22 protein-coding genes (1 of these 22 only partly in view) are annotated in these 19,766 nt (G+C 62.7%); 12 read left to right on the top strand and 10 right to left on the bottom strand.

Going from position 1 to position 19,766, the window contains the following annotated elements; translation table 11 throughout:
• Window positions 1–66 precede the first annotated feature (66 nt).
• A complete protein-coding gene (locus CJD35_RS16755; protein WP_244917257.1) occupies window positions 67–1,089 on the bottom strand; it encodes a hypothetical protein in 1,023 nt (340 codons plus the stop codon).
• 245 nt (window positions 1,090–1,334) lie between these two features.
• Here CJD35_RS16755 and CJD35_RS16760 point away from each other — a divergent pair, with 245 nt between their 5' ends.
• Together CJD35_RS16760 and CJD35_RS16765 are read left to right on the top strand one after the other, a co-directional pair.
• Window positions 1,335–2,783: an NAD-dependent succinate-semialdehyde dehydrogenase gene (locus CJD35_RS16760; protein WP_017181913.1), complete on the top strand. Its 1,449-nt coding sequence runs from the start codon at window positions 1,335–1,337 to the stop codon at window positions 2,781–2,783.
• A gap of 24 nt (window positions 2,784–2,807) precedes the next feature.
• Entirely contained in the window at window positions 2,808–3,479 is a 672-nt protein-coding gene (locus tag CJD35_RS16765) for an SDR family NAD(P)-dependent oxidoreductase (protein ID WP_017181914.1), read from the top strand.
• A gap of 62 nt (window positions 3,480–3,541) precedes the next feature.
• On the opposite strand, the gene CJD35_RS16770 is transcribed toward CJD35_RS16765, so the two are convergent.
• Entirely contained in the window at window positions 3,542–4,444 is a 903-nt protein-coding gene (locus tag CJD35_RS16770; RefSeq protein ID WP_017181915.1) for a dienelactone hydrolase family protein, read from the bottom strand.
• Between the two features lie 140 nt (window positions 4,445–4,584).
• On the opposite strand from CJD35_RS16770, the gene CJD35_RS16775 reads away from it, so the two are divergent.
• From CJD35_RS16775 to CJD35_RS16785, 3 genes are all read left to right on the top strand, one after another.
• The gene (locus tag CJD35_RS16775; RefSeq protein WP_017181916.1) at window positions 4,585–5,598 is read left to right on the top strand and encodes an aldo/keto reductase; all 1,014 of its coding nucleotides are present in this window, start codon (window positions 4,585–4,587) and stop codon (window positions 5,596–5,598) included.
• A 150-nt stretch (window positions 5,599–5,748) separates the two neighbouring features.
• Entirely contained in the window at window positions 5,749–5,994 is a 246-nt protein-coding gene (locus tag CJD35_RS16780) for a ribbon-helix-helix domain-containing protein (protein WP_017181917.1), read from the top strand.
• 5 nt (window positions 5,995–5,999) lie between these two features.
• Window positions 6,000–6,311 carry a type II toxin-antitoxin system RelE/ParE family toxin gene (locus CJD35_RS16785; protein WP_086486114.1) on the top strand — a complete coding sequence of 104 codons (312 nt, stop codon included), beginning with the start codon at window positions 6,000–6,002 and terminating at the stop codon, window positions 6,309–6,311.
• 225 nt (window positions 6,312–6,536) lie between these two features.
• On the opposite strand, the gene CJD35_RS23145 is transcribed toward CJD35_RS16785, so the two are convergent.
• The gene (locus CJD35_RS23145; protein ID WP_229380672.1) at window positions 6,537–6,764 is read right to left on the bottom strand and encodes a hypothetical protein; all 228 of its coding nucleotides are present in this window, start codon (window positions 6,762–6,764) and stop codon (window positions 6,537–6,539) included.
• Here CJD35_RS23145 and CJD35_RS16790 point away from each other — a divergent pair.
• Window positions 6,756–8,504, top strand: a complete 1,749-nt coding sequence (locus CJD35_RS16790) for a putative bifunctional diguanylate cyclase/phosphodiesterase (protein WP_244917258.1) — start codon at window positions 6,756–6,758, stop codon at window positions 8,502–8,504. The genes CJD35_RS23145 and CJD35_RS16790 overlap by 9 nt on opposite strands.
• Before the next feature lie 36 nt (window positions 8,505–8,540).
• Here CJD35_RS16790 and CJD35_RS16795 read toward each other — a convergent pair whose 3' ends face one another.
• From CJD35_RS16795 to ligK, 3 genes are read right to left on the bottom strand one after another with little or no spacing between them, the layout of a single operon-like run.
• Window positions 8,541–9,422, bottom strand: coding sequence for an amidohydrolase family protein (locus tag CJD35_RS16795; RefSeq protein ID WP_017181920.1), 882 nt, complete (start codon window positions 9,420–9,422; stop codon window positions 8,541–8,543).
• A complete protein-coding gene (locus CJD35_RS16800; RefSeq protein ID WP_017181921.1) occupies window positions 9,419–10,474 on the bottom strand; it encodes a 4-oxalomesaconate tautomerase in 1,056 nt (351 codons plus the stop codon). Before CJD35_RS16800 ends, CJD35_RS16795 begins: the two co-directional genes overlap by 4 nt.
• Entirely contained in the window at window positions 10,467–11,141 is a 675-nt protein-coding gene (ligK, locus tag CJD35_RS16805; RefSeq protein ID WP_026002182.1) for a 4-carboxy-4-hydroxy-2-oxoadipate aldolase/oxaloacetate decarboxylase, read from the bottom strand. The genes CJD35_RS16800 and ligK overlap by 8 nt, the downstream gene beginning before the upstream one ends.
• 103 nt (window positions 11,142–11,244) lie before the next feature.
• Here ligK and CJD35_RS16810 point away from each other — a divergent pair, with 103 nt between their 5' ends.
• From CJD35_RS16810 to CJD35_RS16835, 6 genes are all read left to right on the top strand, one after another.
• A complete protein-coding gene (locus tag CJD35_RS16810) occupies window positions 11,245–12,396 on the top strand; it encodes a LysR family transcriptional regulator (protein WP_017181924.1) in 1,152 nt (383 codons plus the stop codon).
• Window positions 12,397–12,460: 64 nt separating this feature from the next.
• A complete protein-coding gene (locus tag CJD35_RS16815) occupies window positions 12,461–13,351 on the top strand; it encodes a DUF1932 domain-containing protein (RefSeq protein WP_095687273.1) in 891 nt (296 codons plus the stop codon).
• 120 nt (window positions 13,352–13,471) lie between these two features.
• Window positions 13,472–14,497, top strand: coding sequence for an amidohydrolase family protein (locus CJD35_RS16820; RefSeq protein WP_017181926.1), 1,026 nt, complete (start codon window positions 13,472–13,474; stop codon window positions 14,495–14,497).
• A complete protein-coding gene (gene ligA / locus CJD35_RS16825) occupies window positions 14,494–14,949 on the top strand; it encodes a protocatechuate 4,5-dioxygenase subunit alpha (protein ID WP_017181927.1) in 456 nt (151 codons plus the stop codon). The genes CJD35_RS16820 and ligA overlap by 4 nt, the downstream gene beginning before the upstream one ends.
• Window positions 14,949–15,845 (top strand): class III extradiol dioxygenase subunit beta, encoded by an 897-nt coding sequence (locus CJD35_RS16830; RefSeq protein WP_017181928.1) that lies wholly within the window; start codon window positions 14,949–14,951, stop codon window positions 15,843–15,845. Before ligA ends, CJD35_RS16830 begins: the two co-directional genes overlap by 1 nt.
• Window positions 15,846–15,937: 92 nt before the next feature.
• Entirely contained in the window at window positions 15,938–16,876 is a 939-nt protein-coding gene (locus CJD35_RS16835) for a Gfo/Idh/MocA family oxidoreductase (protein ID WP_017181929.1), read from the top strand.
• 63 nt (window positions 16,877–16,939) lie between these two features.
• Here the strand turns inward: CJD35_RS16835 and CJD35_RS16840 are convergent, their stop codons facing one another.
• The 4 genes in view from CJD35_RS16840 to CJD35_RS16855 are tightly spaced (at most 31 nt apart) and all read right to left on the bottom strand, a layout consistent with a single transcriptional unit that may run on beyond the window.
• Entirely contained in the window at window positions 16,940–17,167 is a 228-nt protein-coding gene (locus tag CJD35_RS16840; RefSeq protein ID WP_017181930.1) for a hypothetical protein, read from the bottom strand.
• 31 nt (window positions 17,168–17,198) lie between these two features.
• A complete protein-coding gene (locus CJD35_RS16845; RefSeq protein ID WP_017181931.1) occupies window positions 17,199–18,071 on the bottom strand; it encodes a helix-turn-helix domain-containing protein in 873 nt (290 codons plus the stop codon).
• A gap of 11 nt (window positions 18,072–18,082) precedes the next feature.
• The gene (locus CJD35_RS16850) at window positions 18,083–19,390 is read right to left on the bottom strand and encodes an MFS transporter (RefSeq protein WP_017181932.1); all 1,308 of its coding nucleotides are present in this window, start codon (window positions 19,388–19,390) and stop codon (window positions 18,083–18,085) included.
• Window positions 19,391–19,406: 16 nt separating this feature from the next.
• A protein-coding gene (locus CJD35_RS16855) for a DUF3237 domain-containing protein (RefSeq protein WP_017181933.1) crosses the window boundary here: on the bottom strand, window positions 19,407–19,766 show its 3' portion. It continues 201 nt past the right edge of the window; only the last 360 of its 561 coding nucleotides appear in the window; its start codon lies off the right edge, out of view; its stop codon occupies window positions 19,407–19,409.

Consider the following 19,766-nt stretch of genomic DNA (forward strand, 5'->3'; position numbering starts at 1 on the left):
TAGAGACCCGTAGAGCGCTTCTGTCGCACCGACATAGATTGGGTCATCGGGCAGCTCAAATCGCTCTTAGAGAGGCTCTGGCGAGGCCGTATTTTCTGGCTCGTCGGACCAAAAATCGTCAATGAGCCAATCCTGAAGAGGGCGACGCGCGGCAATTGGCGTCATGTTGATCGGCAGGGCGTAGCTGCGGTAGCTCGCCTGACCTGATTGTTCAATCAGCAAGCCTTCGGATTCCGCAATCGCCAGCAACTTGATTGCGCCAGCAGATGTCAGACCCAAGGCCTTGGCGACAGAGCCGCTCGATATGCGCGGGTGGGTCATGGCCAGCCGCAGGACATCCTTCAGGCGTCCCGGCCGCCGCCTCCGCTCGATGTGCTGGGCCGCCCGCCAGGCATAGGCGCGCAGGCGTGTTTCCAGGTCAAGATGGGCGTGCGCGCCAGTAGCGATCGCCTCAAGCCAGATCAGGTCCAGGCGCTCGCCCGATGCTTGCCGCCATGCCACACTGCTGTTGTCCAGTCCCAGCGCGATCAATCCTCCGGCAGACCCTATCCACCGCCCAGGCCCCCAGCGGTCGCCGACGAGTAGGCTGGCGACCAGATCGCCGTGTCCGATCGGCGCGTGGCGTTGCCAAAGGTGGAATAGTTGCGCGCTTTGAAGCAGGGGAGGGGAGGGGGGCAGCGCGGCTGCCGCCTGCTGCCATTGGGCAATGGCTGGCAATATGTCCTCTGGACTCCGCCCGGACCGTAGGGCTGGAGCTGCATTCATCCCGTCCGCCGCCACTATGCCGAGCCAGCGCATCACGCCTAAACCGTCATTGAGCAACATGTCGAGCGTAATCGGCGCGCCGATCGCCTGCCGCCAATGGCTAAGGTCAAACGCCGAGGGAAGAACTGCGCCGCGCCCGTCGATTGTGAAGGCCTGATCATCGATCGGGCTATTGTCGATCCGGGCAAGCGCTTGCCGCTCAGCGATAAGTGTGCGAATTCTCCAGGGGCGACGAACCGGGCTAAGCCTGCGGCGTTCCTCCAGCCGTTCCAGCGCGCCTTGTGCGTCAGCGTAGGCCAAAATGAGCCGGGATTCATGGTCCAAGGAGGGAAAGGTGGGCTGCATCGTACGTATTTGCTCAATATATGAGTATGATAAAAATCATTGAATAACAGCAATATGATGGTTTATATTAAACGATATACGCCATATAGCAAGTATGCTCCTACATCTCCTCGCTGCGCTCATCGGCGCATCGCGGGAGCGATCCTTGATGGCCTGCGTTGACGCGATGATGGGCCCTGGCCAAATCATTCAATCCTATTGGCATTCGCCAGAAAGCTGACAGCATGACCATCACCCTTGCCGATCCGTCCCTATTGCGTGACCAATGCCTGATCGGCGGCATGTGGACCGGGGTGCCGACCATCCCTGTGACTGACCCGGCGACCGGTGCGGCTATCGGCTCCATCCCCGATCTGGACGCAAGCGACACCCGAGCCGCCGTCTGCGCAGCGGATGCAGCGCTGCCGGCATGGCGCGCAAAGACGGCAGCGGAACGCGCCCGCATTCTGCGCCGCTGGTTCGACCTGCTGACGGCACATCAGGATGATCTGGCGATGATCCTGACCCGTGAACAGGGCAAGGCGCTGGCGGAGGCCAAGGGCGAGATTGGGTACGCCGCCAGTTTCGTCGAATGGTTTGCGGAGGAGGGGCGGCGTATCTATGGCGAGATCATCCCGACGCATCGGGCCGACAGTCGCATTGTCGTTATCAAGCAACCCGTCGGCGTCGTCGCTGCGATTACGCCATGGAATTTCCCGGCGGCCATGATCACCCGCAAGGCCGCCCCGGCATTGTCGGCAGGCTGTACCATGGTTCTGAAGCCAGCGACGCAGACTCCGCTGACCGCGCTGGCGCTTGCCGTTCTGGCCGAACGGGCAGGGGTGCCACCTGGTGTTTTCAATGTTGTTACGGGATCGTCACGAGTTATTGGTGGTGAACTGACCGCCAATCCGCTGGTGCGTAAATTGAGCTTTACCGGATCGACCGAGGTTGGCCGGACTCTGATGGGACAATGTGCGCCGACGATGAAGAAATTGTCGATGGAGCTGGGCGGCAACGCCCCATTCATCGTCTTTCGCGACGCGGATTTGGACGCCGCGGTCGAAGGGGCAATGGCGTCCAAATATCGCAATAGCGGGCAGACTTGCGTGTGCGTCAACCGCTTCTTCGTGCAGCGCGATGTGTCCGCAGCCTTCGAACGGAAGCTGGCGGATGCCGTTGCCAAGCTCAAGGTTGGACCAGGCACCGAGGCGGGCGTTACGCAGGGTCCGCTGATCGACGACAAGGCGGTCGACAAGGTGGAGGAGCATGTCGCCGATGCTCTGGCCAAGGGCGCCCGGCTGGTACATGGCGGGCATCGTCATCCGCTGGGCCACAGTTTCTACGAACCCACCATCATTGCCGGTTGTACGCCAGCCATGGCGCTGGCCAGCGAGGAGACATTCGGACCGCTGGCCGCGCTTTTCACCTTCGATACCGAAGAGGAGGCGATAGCGATGGCCAATGACACCGACGTCGGCCTGGCGGGCTATTTCTACACGCGCGATCTGGCGCGCGCCTGGCGGGTAGGGGAAGCGCTGGAGGTCGGTATGGTCGGCATCAATACAGGTCTGATCTCGACCGAAGTCGCGCCATTTGGCGGTATCAAGCAATCAGGCATGGGCCGCGAAGGATCGCGTCATGGTATCGAGGATTATGTCGAGATCAAATATATGTGCATGGCAGGCATCTAGGCAAAATCAGGGCGGGACCAAGCGATGACAGGCATAGTGGCGGTTACGGGCGCAGCGGGCGCGCTGGGCAGCAAGACAGTCGAGATATTGGCTGCGGGCGGTTGGACGGTTGTCGGCATCGACCTAGGCAAGGTGGCGTCGGATGGCGTTGCGCTCGCTTTGGGTGGCGTCGATCTGACCGATGAAGCGGCGGTCGGCGTCGCTGCCGCTCGGATAGAAAAGGAGCTTGGGCGGCTTGACGGCCTGGTCAATATCGCAGGCGGTTTCAGTTGGGAAACCGTGGCAGACGGCAGCGTCGCGACATGGGACCGGCTCTATGCCATGAATGTCCGCACCGCACTGATCGCAAGTCGCGCGCTTTTGCCATTGCTGCGCGCCAGCCACGGGGCGATCGTCAATATCGGCGCAGCCGCTTCGGTGAAAGCCGGGGTTGGCATGGGCGCCTATGCCGCCTCCAAGTCCGGCGTTGCGCGCCTGACCGAAGCATTGGCCGAGGAATTGAAGGAAGAGGGCGTGCGGGTAAACGCCATATTGCCCAGTATCATCGACACGCCCACGAACCGCGCCGATATGCCAGACGCTGATGTCGCAAAATGGGTATCCCCGGCACAGCTTGCAGGCGTGGTGGCCTTCCTGTTGTCCAGTGACGCCATGCCGATCACTGGCGCGCTGATCCCGGTGACGGGGCGGGTCTAACGCCGCGTCCCGACCGAAAGGATGGTCGAAACGATCAAGGTACTGATCGCCCCTGCCTCCGTTCAGCTAATCGTCTGCCGGAGCAGCGCCAAAGTCCGCGCCCAGGCAAGATCGGCCGCCGCCTTGTCGAAACGCGGGGTCGTATCATTGTTGAACCCATGCTCCGCGCCCTCGTAGATATAGGCTTTGTAGTGCGTTCCGGCCTGCTTCAACGCCGCTTGATATTCGGGCCATGCTGCGTTGGTCCGCGCGTCATTGCCGGCATAATGGATGAGTAGTTGCGCTTTGATCTTCGGCACCTCGGCCAGTGCGGACGGGCTGCCATAGAAGGGCACGGCCGCGCGCAGGTCAGGCAGGCGTGTTGCCAGCAGATTGGCGATCCAACCGCCAAAGCAGAAGCCGACTGCCGCGATCTTGCCGTTGCTGCCCGCCATGGTGCGCGCGTGGGTTGCCGCGGCGACAAAATCCTCGCCAATCTTGGTCCGGTCCAGCGTGGCAAAGGCAGCGCGCGCCTTGTCCTCGTCGCCCGGATAGCCGCCGATCGTTGTCAGGGCGTCCGGCGCAACCGCCATATAGCCATCGACCGCCAGCCGCCGGGCAATATCCTCAATATGCGGGTTAAGGCCGCGATTTTCATGCGCAACGATGACGACGGGCAGCTTTGCGGTGGTCTTTGCCGCTGGCCGCGCAACATAGGCGCGCACCGTCCCGTTGCCAGCGGGTGAAGCGATATCCACATGGCTGATGATGATCCGCTTGTCGTCGGGTTTGATCACCTGTCCGCGTGCGAAATCGGGGCTGAGCGCCGCCAGCATCGTCGTGGCCGCCGCCGCGCTGCCGACATGCACGGCGCATTGGGTCACAAAGCCGCGCCGGTCGATCGCGCCATGCACATAAGCGTCAAACAAATCGAGCACCGCGCGGGGGTAGGCGGTGGCGCCCTTCCTGTCAGCGTCCTGCGTCATGTCACTGTCCTTCCATTCAGCCCGATACCACGAGTTTATCGCCGTCTTTTGCGGTCAAGCCAAGAAAAACCCATAGCCTCGGGCCGCTAAGCCTCGCTATGGGAAGCCAACCCCCAAGAGACACAGGACATTGCCCCGATATGAGCGCCCCGCTGTCGCCCCGCACCATTGGTCCATTCACGGTCAAGGCCATCGGCCTTGGCTGCATGAATTTGAGCCATGCCTACCTGCCCCGGCCCGAACCTGCCCAGGCGGAACGGCTGTTGGGCCACGCGCTCGACATCGGCGTCGACTTTTTCGACACCGCGGCGCTGTACGGCTTTGGCGCGAATGAGGAACTGTTGGGCCGTACCCTGATGCACCGGCGCGACGACTTTGTCCTCGCCAGCAAATGCGTGCTGGGCGGGAAGGATGGCAAGCGCGGTATTGACGGATCGCCCCAGGCAATCACCGCCACGCTGGAAGATTCGCTCCGGCGGTTGAATGTCGATCATATCGATCTCTATTATCTCCACCGGCTCGATCCCAATGTTCCGATCGAGGAGTCGGTCGGTGCGCTGGCGCGCGCTGTCGAGGCTGGCAAAATCGGTGCCATCGGCCTGTCGGAAATGTCCGCCACGACGCTGCGCCGCGCTCATGCGGTTCACCCCATAGCGGCGATGCAGACCGAATATTCGCCCTGGAGCCGCAACGCTGAAGTGGCTGTGCTGGACGCCTGCGGCGAACTGGGCGTCGGCTTTGTCGCCTTTTCGCCTGTCGCGCGCGGTGTGTTGGCTGGCGGGGTGGGGCCAGAGGGGGTGCAGGAGGGCGATGTCCGCGCCTCCATGCCGCGCTTCCACCCGCCGCACCTGCCCCATAATCTTCAGCTTGCTGCCGCCTTCGGCCGGATCGCCGCAGATGCCGGCTGCACCATGGCGCAACTCTCGCTTGGCTGGGTGCTGTCGCGCCGCCCTTATGTCGTGGCAATCCCCGGCACCACCAGCACCGCCCATCTGGACGAGGATATGGCGACGCTGTCGATCGACCTGCCTGCCGAGACGCTCGCGGCGGTCGATGCGCTGTTCACCTTCGAGGCTGTATCCGGCCCGCGCTATCCCCGCGCGGCGCAGGCGCAGATAGATACCGAAACCTGGGACGGCGAACCGCTTGAATAACGGTCTGAGCCGCCATGGCCCGGCCCGCCTGCCCGACAGTCAGGCTGTGTCAAAAGGGGGAGGGGGCTTCGAACCGAACCATCAAGCTGCTTGATCCGTCCTCGATATCCATTATATTGAGGACGGGAAGGGGTCGCCATGTCCAGACCGATGACACTTAATGTACGTGTAAGCGGCGCGCTGAGTGACTTTGTTGCTGCCAATGTCAGTGACACCGGAGCCTATGACAATGTCAGCGAATATGTCCGTGATCTGATCCGCCGCGACAAGGAACGGGTAGAGGCCGATCGCTTCGCCCGGCTGAAAGCCGAGCTGGCGCGCGCCTTCTCCGCGCCGGAGGCAAGTTACGAGATATTGGATGCAGACGCGGTAATCGCCCGCAATCGTCGCGCCTGACGCTGATGGCGGCATTCCGGGTACAGGACGCGGCGGGCCGCAGGCTGGACGAAATCTATGTCTATACGCGCGACACATGGGGTGAAGCGCAGGCCGATCGCTATATTCGCGCCTTGTTCGCCCAGTTCGAGGCCATTGCGACACGAGACGCGGCCTGGCGGGTGATCCCGGCAGAGTTTGGCGTGGACGGCTATTACTGCCGGTTCGAGCATCATTATATCTATTGGCGTGTGTTGAACGATGGTGCCGTGGGGATCGTCACGATCCTTCATGAGCGGATGCACCAGATGGATCGCTTCCGCGAGGATCAGCCCTGATACGGGTGACACAATAGCTGCGGCTTTGGCATATTCGCTTGGCCAGAAATCAGCGCGTCATCCAAGCGATAGTGAGGAATGAGGGCTGTCGCACCAATCCTGAAATCCCGCAGATCGTCCAGCTTAGGATGATCCTATAATTTCATCCATTATTAACGGCATGGCCCTAATGTGCGCGTTTAACATGAGCGATCTCAGCGCCGATTAGAGAGGGTGGTTCCAGTGTCAGCGCTTGCCGGTCTTTTCAAGCTGGACACCGATGACAGAGACCTGTTGCGCGCGCAGTTTCAGTCTTTTTCCAAGCAGATGCCGCTTCTCTATATCATATTGATATTCAATGCGGTCGCGATCTGGGTCGATTTCTTTCGACCCGACATGATTTTCAAGACGGCCATTACGCCGCTTTTCATATGTACCCTCGCTTTGACCAGGGCAATCTGGTGGATGCGCCAATCGCGCGGCGACAATTTCACCGACGAGCAGATAGCCGGATATATCAAACGCACCTGCACGCTGGCCGTGATCATGACGCTGGCCTTCGAATTATGGTGTATATGGATATATGATGGCGGGAGCGCCTATGCTCGTGGTCATCTGACCTTCTTTCTGGCCCTGACGCAGGTCAGCTGCGTCTTTTGCCTGATGTCGCTGCGTGCTGCGGCCATGCGTGTCGCCGTCGTAAGCACTTTGTCCTTCGTGATGTTCTTCAGTTGGGCAGACGAGGGTCGCATGCTCGTGGAGGCAGTCGTCCTGGGCTTTGTCGGTGCGGGTATGATGGTCGTTACGCATCGCTATAATCTGGATTTCTCCCAGCTTGTTCGTTCGGAACGCGACCTGCGGGGCCGTCAGGCGGAAACCGAACAGTTGAGCGAGGAAAATCGCCGGATTGCGTTGACCGATGCCCTGAGCGAACTGCCCAACCGACGTCAATTGCTGGCGCAACTGGATGTGGTGGAAGGGCGCCAAAGTCAGGTGGCCGATGGACTGGCAGTCATCTTCATCGACCTGGATGGCTTCAAGGACATCAATGATATGCATGGGCATCAGGCCGGCGACTGCCTGATCCGTAGCCTGAGCGAGCGCCTTCGCGCCCTGTGCCCGCCATTTGCCATGCTGGCGCGCGTCGGTGGCGATGAATTTGTCATTCTCATCGAGACGCCCGGCGCCCTTGGGGTCGCTGCCGAGATCGCGCAGCGGGTGAACGAAGAGGTTTCGCTACCGATCCTGGTGGACCGGCATATATTGCAGGTCGGCGCCAGCATTGGCCTGGCCGGAAACGGCGATCTGGTCAGCGCGCATGAATTGCTGCGTCGCGCCGACACCGCGATGTATCATGTCAAAATGTCCGGCAAGGGCGAGATCGCCGTCTATGATGCGGCTTTCGAACAGGGTCGGCTGCACCGGCTGGAGATTGAACAGCAAATCGGCGAAGGGCTGGCGAAAAGGCAATTCGATGTTTTCTATCAGCCGGTGGTCGATGCCAATACGCGCGCGATCGTCGCTGTCGAGGCGTTGATCCGCTGGCCACGACGCCCTGCCGGACCGATCGATACGCAACAGGTCATCGAGATTGCCGAGCTTACGGGGCAAATTCATCCCCTTGGCCTGTTCGTGCTGGATCGCGCCTGTCGCGATATTTTGTCATGGGACAACGTCAAGCTGAGCGTGAATGTATCGCCAGCGCAGTTTCGCGATCCCGGATTTGAACGGCAGATCCTCCACGTTCTGGAACAGACTAAGTTCCCGCCCCATCGGCTGCAACTGGAGATAACCGAAGGCTATCTTCTGACCCATCCGGAAAACGCCATTCGTGCGATCAAGGCGTTCAAGGCGATGGGTATTTCGATCGCGCTCGACGACTTCGGCACGGGTTTTACGAGCATACATTATCTGCGATCCTATGGGTTCAGCCATGTGAAGATCGACAAATCCCTGCTTGCTGGTCTTCCCCATGACAAAAGGGCGACCCTGCTGGTAACGGGCGCGATCAACCTGGCCCGCGGACTTGATATGCGTGTCGTCGCGGAAGGGGTCGAACATGAAGAACAGGCCGCCATTCTGTCTGCTTCTGGATGCGACGAATTGCAGGGCTATCTTTTCGGAAAACCCATGCCAGTCTCTGACATTCTGACGATGTATATTGCCAGCGCGGATCGGGACGCGCGGCAGACTCCACGCCTGCGTTCTGCCTGACCGGGATCAGGCTGTGTGCCTGACCCCGATGCGCAGTCAGGCGCGCATCTCTTCGGGCCAGTAGAGACGCATGGGATTGTCGATCAGCAGCTTGCGTTGCAGATCGGCGGTGGGCGCGATGCGCGGGATCATGTCGACCAGATGGCCGTCATCGGGAATGGCATCCTGCAGATTGGGATGCGGCCAATCGGTGCCCCACAGCACCCGGTCCTGATAGTCGGCGACCAGCGGGGCGACCGCGTCGGCAAAGCTGTTCCATGGGTCGCCGGTCGGGTCGAGCCGGTCGGGGCAGGTCGCCTTGAACCAGATGTCGTCGCGGCTGTCGAGGAAGGCGCGAAATGCCTTCATGTCCGGGCCATCGGGCCCCTGGGTCACGTCCGGGCGGCCCATATGGTCGATGACCAGTGGCACGGGGATGGCGTTCATGAAGGGGCGCAATTCTTCCAGAATATCCGCCTCGAAATAGATGACGACATGCCAGCCCGCGGGCAGTCGTCGGGCAACCTCCAGAAACTTGTCCTTGGGCGCGTCATCGACCAGGCGTTTGAGGAAATTGAAGCGGATGCCGCGTATCCCGCCTTCATGCAGGGCGGCAAGGTCCGCGTCGGAAATCGCCGGATCCACCACCGCGACGCCGCGCGCTTTGCCGTTGGATTTGGCGATAGCGTCCAGCGTCGCTGCATTGTCGGTACCGTGGCAACTGGCCTGGACGATCACATTGCGGGCAAAACCCAGATGGTCGCGCAAGGCGAACAGCATGTCCGGCCCGGCATCCTGTGGCAGATATTTCGCCTTCGCGCTGAACGGGAAGTCCGCCATCGGCCCGAACACATGGCAATGGGCATCGATCGCGCCGGGCGGCGGGGTGTAGAGCGGCCTGGACGGGCTGCCGTGCCAGCTGGTGATGCGGTCGGTCATGCGAAAATATCTCCATCCATCAGCTTGCGGGCGGTACGCAGCATGGCGGCGCTGGTGACGGCACCGCTTTCGTCCAGTTCCATGACGCAGGTGGTTTCGCCGGTCGGATGTTCGACCGACAGCGTCTTGCGATTGCCGTCCGGGATGCTGGCGACCTCGGCCGCGGGCGACCCTTCGATCAGGCAGGCGGTGGCGACGCTGACTGCGCCCAGAACGCCAATGGAGGCATGGGCGCGGTGGGGGATGAAGCTGCGCACAGTGACTGCGCCGCCATTGCGGGGCGGGGCGACGAGCATCATTTTCGGCACAGATTTTTCCCTGACGTCGCCCAGGTTCATGCGTTCGCCCACAGCCAGGCGGATCGCCTCTATCCGGGCTTTGAGCGCAGCATCCTTGTCCAGCGTATCGCGGTCTTCATAGCCGGTGACGCCAACATCGCTCGCCTTCATGACGACGCAGGGCATCCCGTTGTCGATCAGGGTGACCGGCACGCCTTCGACCGTATCGAAGGCGTTGCCGGTGGGCAGCAGCGCGCCGCAGGAGGAGCCGGCGGTGTCGCGAAATTCCAGCGGGACGGGGGCGGCGCTGCCCGGCACGCCGTCAATCCTTGCCTCGCCATCATAGCGGACGACGCCACCGGGCGTCTGGACCGTGGCGATGGCGATCTGGCCGGTATTTTCCATGAAAATGGCGACGCGGGTTTCGTCCTGCTGGGCGGGGACCAGCCCGCGTTCAATGGCAAACGGGCCAATGCCCGCCAGAATATTCCCGCAATTTTGCGCGTCGCTGACGATCGCCTGATCGACAAAGATCTGCAGGAAGAGATAGTCGATATCGACCCCTTCACGCTGCGACTTTTTGACGAGCGCGACCTTGCTGGTCAGCGGATCGGCCCCGCCCATGCCGTCGATCTGGCGCGGGTCGGGCGATCCCATAGCGCGCAGCAGGAAGGCGTCGCGGGCAGCGGTGTCGGCGGGCAGGTCGTCCGCGAGGAAATAGCCGCCCTTCGACGTGCCGCCCCGCATCCACATGACGCGGGCGCGATCAAACATATTTGAGGCCCATTTCTTCAAGCCGCGGACGCATGTTGTAAATGTCGAGGCCGAGTTCACCCGCCGCGAGGCGGACCCGCTTGGCTTCTTCGGCCGCTTCGCGCGCCTGCGCCTTTTCCAGCACCGATGCGGCATCGGCGCGGGGGACGATGCAGACGCCGTCATCGTCGGCGATCACGACGTCGCCCGCATTGACCAGAGCGTTGGCGCAGACGATCGGAACATTGACCGATCCCAGCGTAGCCTTGATCGTGCCCTGCGCATGGACAGCCTTGGACCAGACCGGGAAATTCATCTGTTTCAGGTCGCGCAGATCGCGGACGCCTGCATCGATGATGAGGCCGCGACAACCGCGCGCCTGGGCGGAGGTGGCGAGCAGGTCGCCGAAATAGCCATCGGTGCAGGGGCTGGTCGGCGCAAGGACGAGAATATCGCCTTCTTTCAATTGCTCGATCGCGACGTGGACCATCCAGTTATCGCCGGGAGGGGCGGAGATGGTGACGGCGCTGCCAGCGATGCGCGCACCGGGATAGATGGGGCGCATATGGGGGGCGAGCAGGCCAGTGCGGCCCTGGGCTTCATGGACGGTGGCGACGCCGCAGTGGGCGAGGCCGTCAATGACGGAAAGCTCCGCCCGTTCGATATTCTGGACGACGATGCCGGACATGGCGCTGATCCTTTTCCTAAAACCGACAGTGACATGGACATATGCAGCGCAATGCTCAAATCGGTTATGGCGCGGGCACATAAAATTTTGCTAATTATCAAAAATGGAGGCTGATCAGTTCAATATCCGGCATCTGGCCGCGATGGCCGCCGTGGTCGATCAGGGCAGTGTCAGCCTGGCGGCGCGGGCGGTCAACCTGACGCAGCCTGCGGTGACGCAGGGGATCGCCAAGCTGGAAGCGCAATTGGGCGTACCGCTGTTCGAGCGACGGCCGGGCGGGATGGTGCCGACCGACGTGGCGTTGCGGTTCAGGCCGCGTGTCGAGGTTGCGTTGCGGCTGATCGGCAGCAGCCGGGTGACGGCGGCGCAAATCCGGGCCTTTGTCGCGCTGGCGCGCGCTGGCAGCTATGCGGCGGCGGCGGCCATTGTAGGGGTAGCGGAGCCGTCGCTGCACCGCGCGGTCGGCGACCTGGGGTTGGCGCTGGGGGTGCGGCTGGCCGAGCGGCGGGGGCGGGGGCTGATGCTGACCCGCGCCGGCGTGGCCCTGGCACGGCGGTTGCGCCTCGCGCTGGCCGAACTGCGGCAAGGGCTGGAGGAAATCGCCGAACTTCGGGGGCAGGAAAGCGGCCGGATATTGGTAGGCGCGATGCCGCTCAGCCGAGCGCGGCTGCTGCCGCTGGCGATCACCAATTTCAGGCGCGAATCCCCGCAGGTCGATATTTCGGTCGTGGAAGGGTCGCATGCCGAACTGGTCGGGCCGCTGCGCGATGGCGAGATCGACATGATGGTCGGCGCCTTGCGCGATGCGACGATCGGACAGGATCTGGTGCAGCAGCCCCTGTTCGAGGATCGACCGACCATCTTTGCGCGTGCGGGACATAGGCTGGAGCAGGGATGGGACGGCGACGACCTGCGCCGCTTTCCGTGGATATTGCCGCCGGAAGGGACGCCGCTGCGCCAGTTGTGGCGGGCGATGTTCGCAGCGCTCGGCGGCGATTTGCCTGCGGTTCCGATCGAATGCGGATCGGTGATGACGGTGCGGCAATTGCTGGTGAGCGGCGACTATCTGACCCTGTTGTCGGTCGATCAGTTGCGGGTCGAACTGGATAGCGGAATGGTGGCGGATATTGGCCCGGCGCCCGGCGAGATCAGCCGCACCATCGGCCTGACGAGCCGGGCCGATTGGCGACCGACGCGCTTGCAGCAGCAATTCATGGCAGCGATCGAACAGGCAGCGGGAGAAGTAAATTCGTAAATTCTTATAGCCTGTCCCCGGATGTGATTGGCCGTTCGGCATACAATCCGGCATCCCCCTTTTCATGGAGCAGGAAGTCGGTCTGATCGGGTTTGGCGAAGCAGGGTCCACCTTTGCATTGGCGGGGGACTGGGCGGCCGCTGCCCATGTCTATGACATCAAAACCGAATCTGCGGCCACGCGCGAAGCGATGTTGGCTGTCTATGCGCAGGCGGGCGTGCTGCCCGCGCACTTTATCGAGGATGCGCTGGACGGCGTGAATCTGATCCTGTCGCTGGTGACGGCGGACCAGGCGCTTGTCGTGGCGGAAGCGGCGGCGGCGCTGATCGCGCCCGGCGCGATTTTCTGTGATTTGAACAGCGTAGCGCCGCAGACCAAGCAGGCAGCGGCGCAGGCGATCGAAGCGGCGGGCGCCCATTATGTCGATGTCGCGGTGATGGCCCCGGTCGATCCGGCGCGGCTGAACGTGCCATTGCTGCTGAGCGGCGACAAGGCGCCGATGGCCGAGGCCGGGCTTCAGGCCCTGGGTTTTGCCAGGACGCGCGTCGTGGGCGCCGACGTCGGACGGGCATCGTCGATCAAGATGATCCGGTCGGTCATGGTCAAGGGCATCGAAGCGCTGACCGCCGAGTGCGTGCTGGCGGCGGACGCGGCCGATGTGCTGGACGAGGTGCTGGCCTCGCTCGACGCGAGCGAGAAGGCGAGGCCGTGGGACGCGCGGGCCGATTATAATCTCGACCGGATGCTGGTGCATGGCCTGCGCCGCGCGGCCGAGATGGAGGAAGTCGTCAAGACGCTCGACGGGCTTGGCACGGGCGCGGCGATGACACGCGGGACGGTCGAGCGGCAGCGGGCGATCGGTGCTTTGCGGGCGTCGACGGTCCCGGAGGGTCTGGGGGCGAAGATTGGGATGATTTCTGCTTCGGCGTCGGTGGCGCGCGAGGCGGCGGAATAGACTTATGTGCTCCCGCCAGGGCGGGAGTCCAGTCCCGCCACCCGAACCGGGCGACCGCCTTCGCGGGAGCGCCGCGATAAGGGGAGGGGCGTTGGATAGGATAGTTGGAGACAAGCGCGGATGAGCCTGATTATCGATTGCCATGGCCATTATACGGTGTTGCCCAAAGGGCATGATGCCTGGCGCGAAGAGCAGAAGGCCGCGTTCAAGGCCGGGACGCCGTGTCCGCCCTATCCGGAGATTAGCGACGCGGAAATTCGCGAGACGATCGAGGCGAACCAGTTGCGTTTGATCAAGGAGCGCGGCGCGGACCTGACGATCTTTTCGCCGCGCGCGTCGGCCATGGCCCCGCATGTGGGCGATGAGGCGATGGCGAAGGAATGGGCGATCCGCTGCAACGACCTGATCGCGCGGGTGGTGGCGATGTTCCCCGAAACCTTCGTCGGCGTATGCATGCTGCCCCAGTCGCCCAAGGCGGACATGAGCAACAGCATTGCAGAACTGGAGCGGTGCGTCACGCAGCTGGGCTTTATCGGCTGCAACCTCAATCCCGATCCGGGCGGCGGACATTTCACCCATCCGCCGCTCACCGACAAATATTGGTATCCCTTTTACGAGAAGATGGTCGAGCTGGACGTCCCGGCGATGATCCATGTGTCGGGCAGCTGCAACCCGGCGATGCACGCGACTGGCGGCTATTATATCGCGGCGGACACGATTGCCTTCATGCAGTTGCTGGAGGGCGATCTGTTCAAGGATTTCCCGACGCTGCGCTTCATCATCCCGCATGGTGGCGGCGCGGTGCCCTATCATTGGGGGCGCTATCGCGGATTGGCCGACATGCTGAAAAAGCCCGATCTGTCGACCCATCTGATGAACAACATCTTTTTCGACACCTGCGTCTATCATCAGCCAGGCATCGACCTGCTGGCCGACGTGATCGACAACAAGAATATCCTGTTCGGGTCTGAAATGGTGGGCGCAGTGCGCGGGATCGATCCGACCACCGGCCAATATTTCGACGACACCAAACGCTATGTCGACGCGCTGGACATCAGCGATGCCGAGCGCGCCGCCATTTTCGAGGGCAATGCCCGTCGCGTCTTTCCCCGGCTTGACGCCAAATTGAAGGAGAGGGGACTATGATCACCGAAGATCCCAAGCATCAGGATATTCACGAATATCTTGCCGAGTTCGAGGATATTCCGGGCACGCGCGTCTATACGGCGGCGCGCGCCCGCAAGGGATATCATATGAACCAGTTTGCGATGAGCCTGATGAAGGATGAGAATCGCGCAAGGTTCAAGGCCGACGAGCGTGCCTATCTGGACGAATGGCCGCTGAACGAGGAACAGAAGGAAGCCCTGCTGGCGCGTGACTATAATCGCTGCCTGGACCTGGGTGGCAATGTCTATTTCCTGGCCAAGCTGTTTTCGACCGACGGAATTCCGTTCGCCGAAGCGGTCAGCACCATGACCGACATGAGCTTTCCCGAATATCGCGAAATGATGATGAACGGTGGCCGGTCGCCAGAGGGCGTGCGGTCGATCAGGGCCAACGCCGCGTCGAGCGGCGAAACCAACGAAGGAGCCAGATAATGGCGCGGATAACTGCTGGTGTGGCGTCGAGCCACGTGCCGCTGCTGGGCGTGGCGTCCGATTTCGACAAGGATCGCGACGATTATTTCGGGCCGATCTTTGCCGGCTATGACTGGACGCGGGAATGGGAGAAGGCGGAAAAGCCCGATGTCATCATCCTGGTCTATAACGACCATGCGTCCGCCTTTGACATGAAGATCATCCCGACCTTCGCCATTGGTTGCGGCGAACGCTATAAGTCGGCGGACGAGGGCTGGGGTCCGCGCCCGGTGCCCGACGTCGAGGGGCATCCTGACCTGGCCTGGCATATTGCGCAGAGCCTGGTGCTGGACGAATTCGACATGACCATCATCAACGAGATGGATGTCGACCATGGCCTGACCGTGCCGTTGTCCATGATGTTCGGCAAGCCCGACGCCTGGCCGTGCAAGGTCGTGCCGCTGGCGGTCAATGTCGTCACCTATCCGCCGCCGTCGGGCAATCGCTGCTGGGCGCTGGGCGAGGCGATCGCCAAGGCGGTCGACAGCTTCCCGGAAGATCTGAACGTGCAGATATGGGGCACGGGCGGCATGAGCCACCAGTTGCAGGGGCCGCGCGCCGGGCTGATCAACAAGGAATGGGACAATATGTTCCTGGACGGCCTGATCGGTGACAGCGACCATCTGCGCCGTATCCCGCACATCGAATATCTGCGCGAGACCGGCAGCGAAGGCATCGAGATGGTGATGTGGCTGGTGATGCGCGGCGCACTGGGAAAGAAAACCCGCGCGTTGCACCGCCACTATCATGTGCCCTGCTCCAACACCGCGATCGGCCATATGGTGTTGCGCCCCGACAATGGCGAGGGGCTGGACATGACCGGAAGCGAAACGGTGAGCGCGATCGCGGCTGAGTAAACCCCCTTCAAGATGGGTGCAGGCTCGCATCGCTCGCACCCACCCCTTCCCCCTCCCTTGAAAGGGAGGGGCTTATTATGGAGTAGTTTTCCATGCGTATTGCCCTGGCTGGTGCCGGCGCCTTTGGCGAAAAGCACTTGGATGGCCTGAAGAATATCGACGGCGTGAGCGTGACGTCGCTGGTCGGGCGCCGTCTGGACGCGACCCAGGCGATTGCCGACAAATATGGCATCGGTCATGCGACCACCGACCTTGCGGACACATTGGCCCGCGATGATGTCGACGCCGTGATCCTGTGCACGCCGACGCAAATGCATGCGGCGCAGGCCATTGCCTGCATGGATGCAGGCAAGCATGTCCAGGTCGAAATTCCGCTGGCCGACAGCTGGGCCGATGCGCAGGCGGTGCTGGCCAAGCAAAAGGAAACCGGGCTGACCTGCATGGTCGGCCATACGCGGCGGTTCAATCCCAGCCACCAATATGTCCATAACCTCATCACGGCAGGTGAGCTGAACATCCAGCAGATGGATGTGCAGACCTATTTCTTCCGCCGCAAGAATATCAATGCCAAGGGTGAGGCGCGGTCCTGGACCGACCATCTGTTGTGGCACCATGCCGCGCATACGGTCGATCTGTTTGCCTATCAGGCGGGCAAGATCGTGTCCGCCCATGCGATGCAGGGACCGATCCACCCGGAACTGGGCATCGCGATGGACATGTCGATCCAGTTGAAGAGCGAAAGCGGGGCCATCTGCACCCTGTCATTGTCGTTCAACAATGACGGGCCGCTAGGCACCTTCTTCCGCTATATCGGCGACACTGGCACCTATATCGCGCGCTACGACGATCTGGTGAACGGCAAGGAAGAGCCGATCGACGTCAGCAACGTCGCTGTGTCGATGAACGGCATCGAATTGCAGGACCGCGAATTCATCAGCGCGATCCGTGAAGGCCGCGAACCCAATTCGAGCGTTGCAAAGGTGTTCGATTGCTATCGCGTGCTGGGCGAGCTGGAGCAGCAACTGGTATAGTGGAGATCCCTTCGGGGTCGCAAGAAGGGCGCGGCGGGAAACCGACCGCGCCTTTTCCGTGTGTCAGGCCGTGACGAAAGGATGCGCCAGCCTGAGTTCGTCGAGCAGGGTTTCGAGCCGGGCGACATCGGCAAAGGGGCCGGTCGGCGTGACCGACCAGTTGCAATGGGGGTGGGTGGCGCGGCTGTAGAGGCGGATCGGGCCGATCAGCGTGCGCCAATGATGTTTGCTCTTGCCATGGTCGCGCAGCAATTTCGCCACGAGCAGGTCGGTCAGCTTGTCCACGGTCATGCGCCACGCATAGGGCCGGGGGCGGGCGGGTTCAACCGTCTCTGGCAGCGCGCCAGACACGGGGCGGCTGGCCGATATGGCGGGCGAAGAAGCGGGAGAAATAGGCGGGGTCTTCAAAGCCTGTGGCATAGGCTATCTCTGCCACCGACATTTGCGAATAAAGCAGCAGGCGGCGCGCCTCCAGCAAGGCACGATCATCGAGCATTTGGGCGGGCGATGTGCCCGCGACGCGCGCGCAGGCGTGCCGCAAGGCGGTAAGGCTGACGCCCAGCGCGCGGGCATGCTCCGATACCGGCTCGCGCTGGCGGAAGCGCCGTTCGATCCGTTCGCGCAACCGCGCGACGAGCGCTGCCTGACGCGCGGTGCCGGGCTGCGCCTGTTGGGTGAGGGCAGCGTGGCGCAGCGCCAGGACCATGAGGTGCAGCAGGGCGGATTCGACCGCAGCGCGCTGGCCGGGGCCGGACCAGCCCAGTTCCTGCGCCATCCGCGCGATCGCCGCTTCGGCAGCGTCGCCCTCCGCCTGTGGCAGCATGACCGCATGGGGATGGGCAAAGAGTGGCGCGAGATCGGCGTCGCGGGCGACAAGATGGCGCAGATAGGCCGCCGCGATGGTGGTGACATGGCCGCTGGATTCGCGATGCCAGGTGAAACCGTGGACGATTCCCGCCGGGACCAGCAACAGGCAGGGCGCCTCGAACCGGAATTCGTGGGCTTCGGCCTGCATCGCGCCACCGCCCCGCGCGATCAGGATGATATGGTGGAGATCGCGATGGACGTGCGGGCGGATCGTCCATTCGCTGGGGCGGGATCGGTCGTCCAGACTTTCGACATGGACGAACCCTTCCGCCACGCTGCGCTGCGGTTCGCCATAAAGATAGAAGCTGGGGACCGGGTCGACCGACATGCGCGGGCGCGTCAGGCGGGGCGGGGACGCAGCGGGATGAGCAGGCCTGCGCCGATCAGCGATCCAAGCGCCATGGCGAACGCAACCCAGGGCAGGCTGACATCGAGGCTGAACAGCAAGCCCGCCAATATGGGGCCCAGCGCCGCGCCGCCTCTGCCGACGCCGATGACAATGCCGGTCCCCCCGGCGCGCACGGCGGTCGGGAAGGATTGGGCAACCAGCGCGTAAAGGCCGACGACCGCGCCATTGGTGCAGAAACCGGCGGCGGCGGCAATCAGGCTGAGCCCCGGCAGCGTCGTCTGCTCCTGACCGAACAGGGTAACGAGACAGGTCGAGGCGACCATGGCGATGATGACGAGCGGCCGGATCGCGATCCGCCAGCTGAGCGCGCTCAGCAGCAAGGCGCCAAGCAGGCCGCCGACATTGGCCCATACCAGCACACCGCCCGCGGCCGAAGGCGCATAGCCCATGTCGACGACAATCTTGGGCACCCATTTCAGGATGAAATAGAAGGTCATGATATGGCAGAAATAGGCCAGCGTCAGCAGGATGGTGGTGCGCGCCAGGCCCGGTGCGAACAGCGCGGCGAAAGAGGCTTTGGGCGCGCCGGCATCAACCGGGGGCAGGGCATTGATCAGCGGCTGGCCCAGTCGGCCAAGCGCATCATTGATCCGCGACAAGGCGTTGGCGGGGCGCTTTTGCAGCAGGAAGCCGATCGATTCGGGCAGCAGGAACCAGATGAACGGCAGGAAGAGGGCCGTGGCGATGCCGCCCAGCAGGAAGATGTCGCGCCAATTGCCCGCGACCAGTAATTGGGAGGCGACCGATCCACCCAGGATCGCCCCCGCAGGATAGCCCGCCGCCATGATGGCGACAGCCAGGCTGCGCGCGCGGGCATTGGCGAGTTCGGCGACCATCGCATTGGTGCAGGCGAGCATCCCGCCAATGCCAAGGCCTGTGGCCAGGCGGATGATCGAGAGCGAAATGACGTCCCACGCCTGCGTCGCCGCGCCCATGCCGAGCGCCATGACGATGAGGCAGAAGATAATGGTCGGGCGTCGTCCGATCCGGTCGGCAACATTGCCGAGCAGGACCGATCCGACCGCCATGCCGATCAGTTCCATCGAGAGGACGAGGCCAAGCGCAGCGCGATCGACACCCCATTCCTTCGCGATGCCGGGCGACGCGAAGCTGATGGCCAGCACATCGAACCCGTCCAGCGCATTGAGCAGAACACATAATATGATCGCAATGATCTGAAGCCGCCCCATCGGCGCTTCGTCCAGTTGCCGCCGGAGGTCCGTTGCCTGTTCCGCCATCCTCAATCCTTTATTCTTAGCCAACCGCGAAAATATCGAGCCGCACATGGTCTCTATAGCGCGCCGCGGTGCAGAGAAAGACCGTGCGGCCAAGCCATGCGTGCGGACCATCGCTCGCCACCTCGAACCGGGGGGTGGTGCGAAAATAATAGAGGGCAGGGTCGACTATCTCGCCCGCTGCGATCCGGGCCAGCACCGGGGCGGGCCCATGGCGATAGCCCGGATTGACGATCGACAGGATAGCGCCGTCGCTGGCCTCGATCGAATAGCGGGCGAGAATGTCGGCGGTCCCATCCGGGCGGATGGACTGCCAGTCTGCGCCGCCGGGCAGGATTTTGCCGGTCAGGCGCGGGCCATCCACGCTGCCGCCGGTAAT

The organism is Sphingobium xenophagum, from assembly GCF_002288285.1.
GTDB lineage: Bacteria > Pseudomonadota > Alphaproteobacteria > Sphingomonadales > Sphingomonadaceae > Sphingobium > Sphingobium xenophagum.

Excerpts from the sequence above, each read along its gene's own strand:
- CJD35_RS16760 (WP_017181913.1), top strand. The coding sequence starts at position 1,335 with ATGACCATCACCCTTGCCGATCCGTCCCTATTGCGTGACCAATGCCTG.
- CJD35_RS16765 (WP_017181914.1), top strand. The coding sequence starts at position 2,808 with ATGACAGGCATAGTGGCGGTTACGGGCGCAGCGGGCGCGCTGGGCAGC.
- CJD35_RS16770 (WP_017181915.1), bottom strand. The coding sequence starts at position 4,444 with ATGACGCAGGACGCTGACAGGAAGGGCGCCACCGCCTACCCCCGCGCG.
- CJD35_RS16775 (WP_017181916.1), top strand. The coding sequence starts at position 4,585 with ATGAGCGCCCCGCTGTCGCCCCGCACCATTGGTCCATTCACGGTCAAG.
- CJD35_RS16780 (WP_017181917.1), top strand. The coding sequence starts at position 5,749 with ATGACACTTAATGTACGTGTAAGCGGCGCGCTGAGTGACTTTGTTGCT.
- CJD35_RS16785 (WP_086486114.1), top strand. The coding sequence starts at position 6,000 with ATGGCGGCATTCCGGGTACAGGACGCGGCGGGCCGCAGGCTGGACGAA.
- CJD35_RS16790 (WP_244917258.1), top strand. The coding sequence starts at position 6,756 with ATGCGCCAATCGCGCGGCGACAATTTCACCGACGAGCAGATAGCCGGA.
- CJD35_RS16795 (WP_017181920.1), bottom strand. The coding sequence starts at position 9,422 with ATGACCGACCGCATCACCAGCTGGCACGGCAGCCCGTCCAGGCCGCTC.
- CJD35_RS16800 (WP_017181921.1), bottom strand. The coding sequence starts at position 10,474 with ATGTTTGATCGCGCCCGCGTCATGTGGATGCGGGGCGGCACGTCGAAG.
- ligK (WP_026002182.1), bottom strand. The coding sequence starts at position 11,141 with ATGTCCGGCATCGTCGTCCAGAATATCGAACGGGCGGAGCTTTCCGTC.
- CJD35_RS16810 (WP_017181924.1), top strand. The coding sequence starts at position 11,245 with ATGGAGGCTGATCAGTTCAATATCCGGCATCTGGCCGCGATGGCCGCC.
- CJD35_RS16815 (WP_095687273.1), top strand. The coding sequence starts at position 12,461 with ATGGAGCAGGAAGTCGGTCTGATCGGGTTTGGCGAAGCAGGGTCCACC.
- CJD35_RS16820 (WP_017181926.1), top strand. The coding sequence starts at position 13,472 with ATGAGCCTGATTATCGATTGCCATGGCCATTATACGGTGTTGCCCAAA.
- ligA (WP_017181927.1), top strand. The coding sequence starts at position 14,494 with ATGATCACCGAAGATCCCAAGCATCAGGATATTCACGAATATCTTGCC.
- CJD35_RS16830 (WP_017181928.1), top strand. The coding sequence starts at position 14,949 with ATGGCGCGGATAACTGCTGGTGTGGCGTCGAGCCACGTGCCGCTGCTG.
- CJD35_RS16835 (WP_017181929.1), top strand. The coding sequence starts at position 15,938 with ATGCGTATTGCCCTGGCTGGTGCCGGCGCCTTTGGCGAAAAGCACTTG.
- CJD35_RS16840 (WP_017181930.1), bottom strand. The coding sequence starts at position 17,167 with ATGACCGTGGACAAGCTGACCGACCTGCTCGTGGCGAAATTGCTGCGC.
- CJD35_RS16845 (WP_017181931.1), bottom strand. The coding sequence starts at position 18,071 with ATGTCGGTCGACCCGGTCCCCAGCTTCTATCTTTATGGCGAACCGCAG.
- CJD35_RS16850 (WP_017181932.1), bottom strand. The coding sequence starts at position 19,390 with ATGGCGGAACAGGCAACGGACCTCCGGCGGCAACTGGACGAAGCGCCG.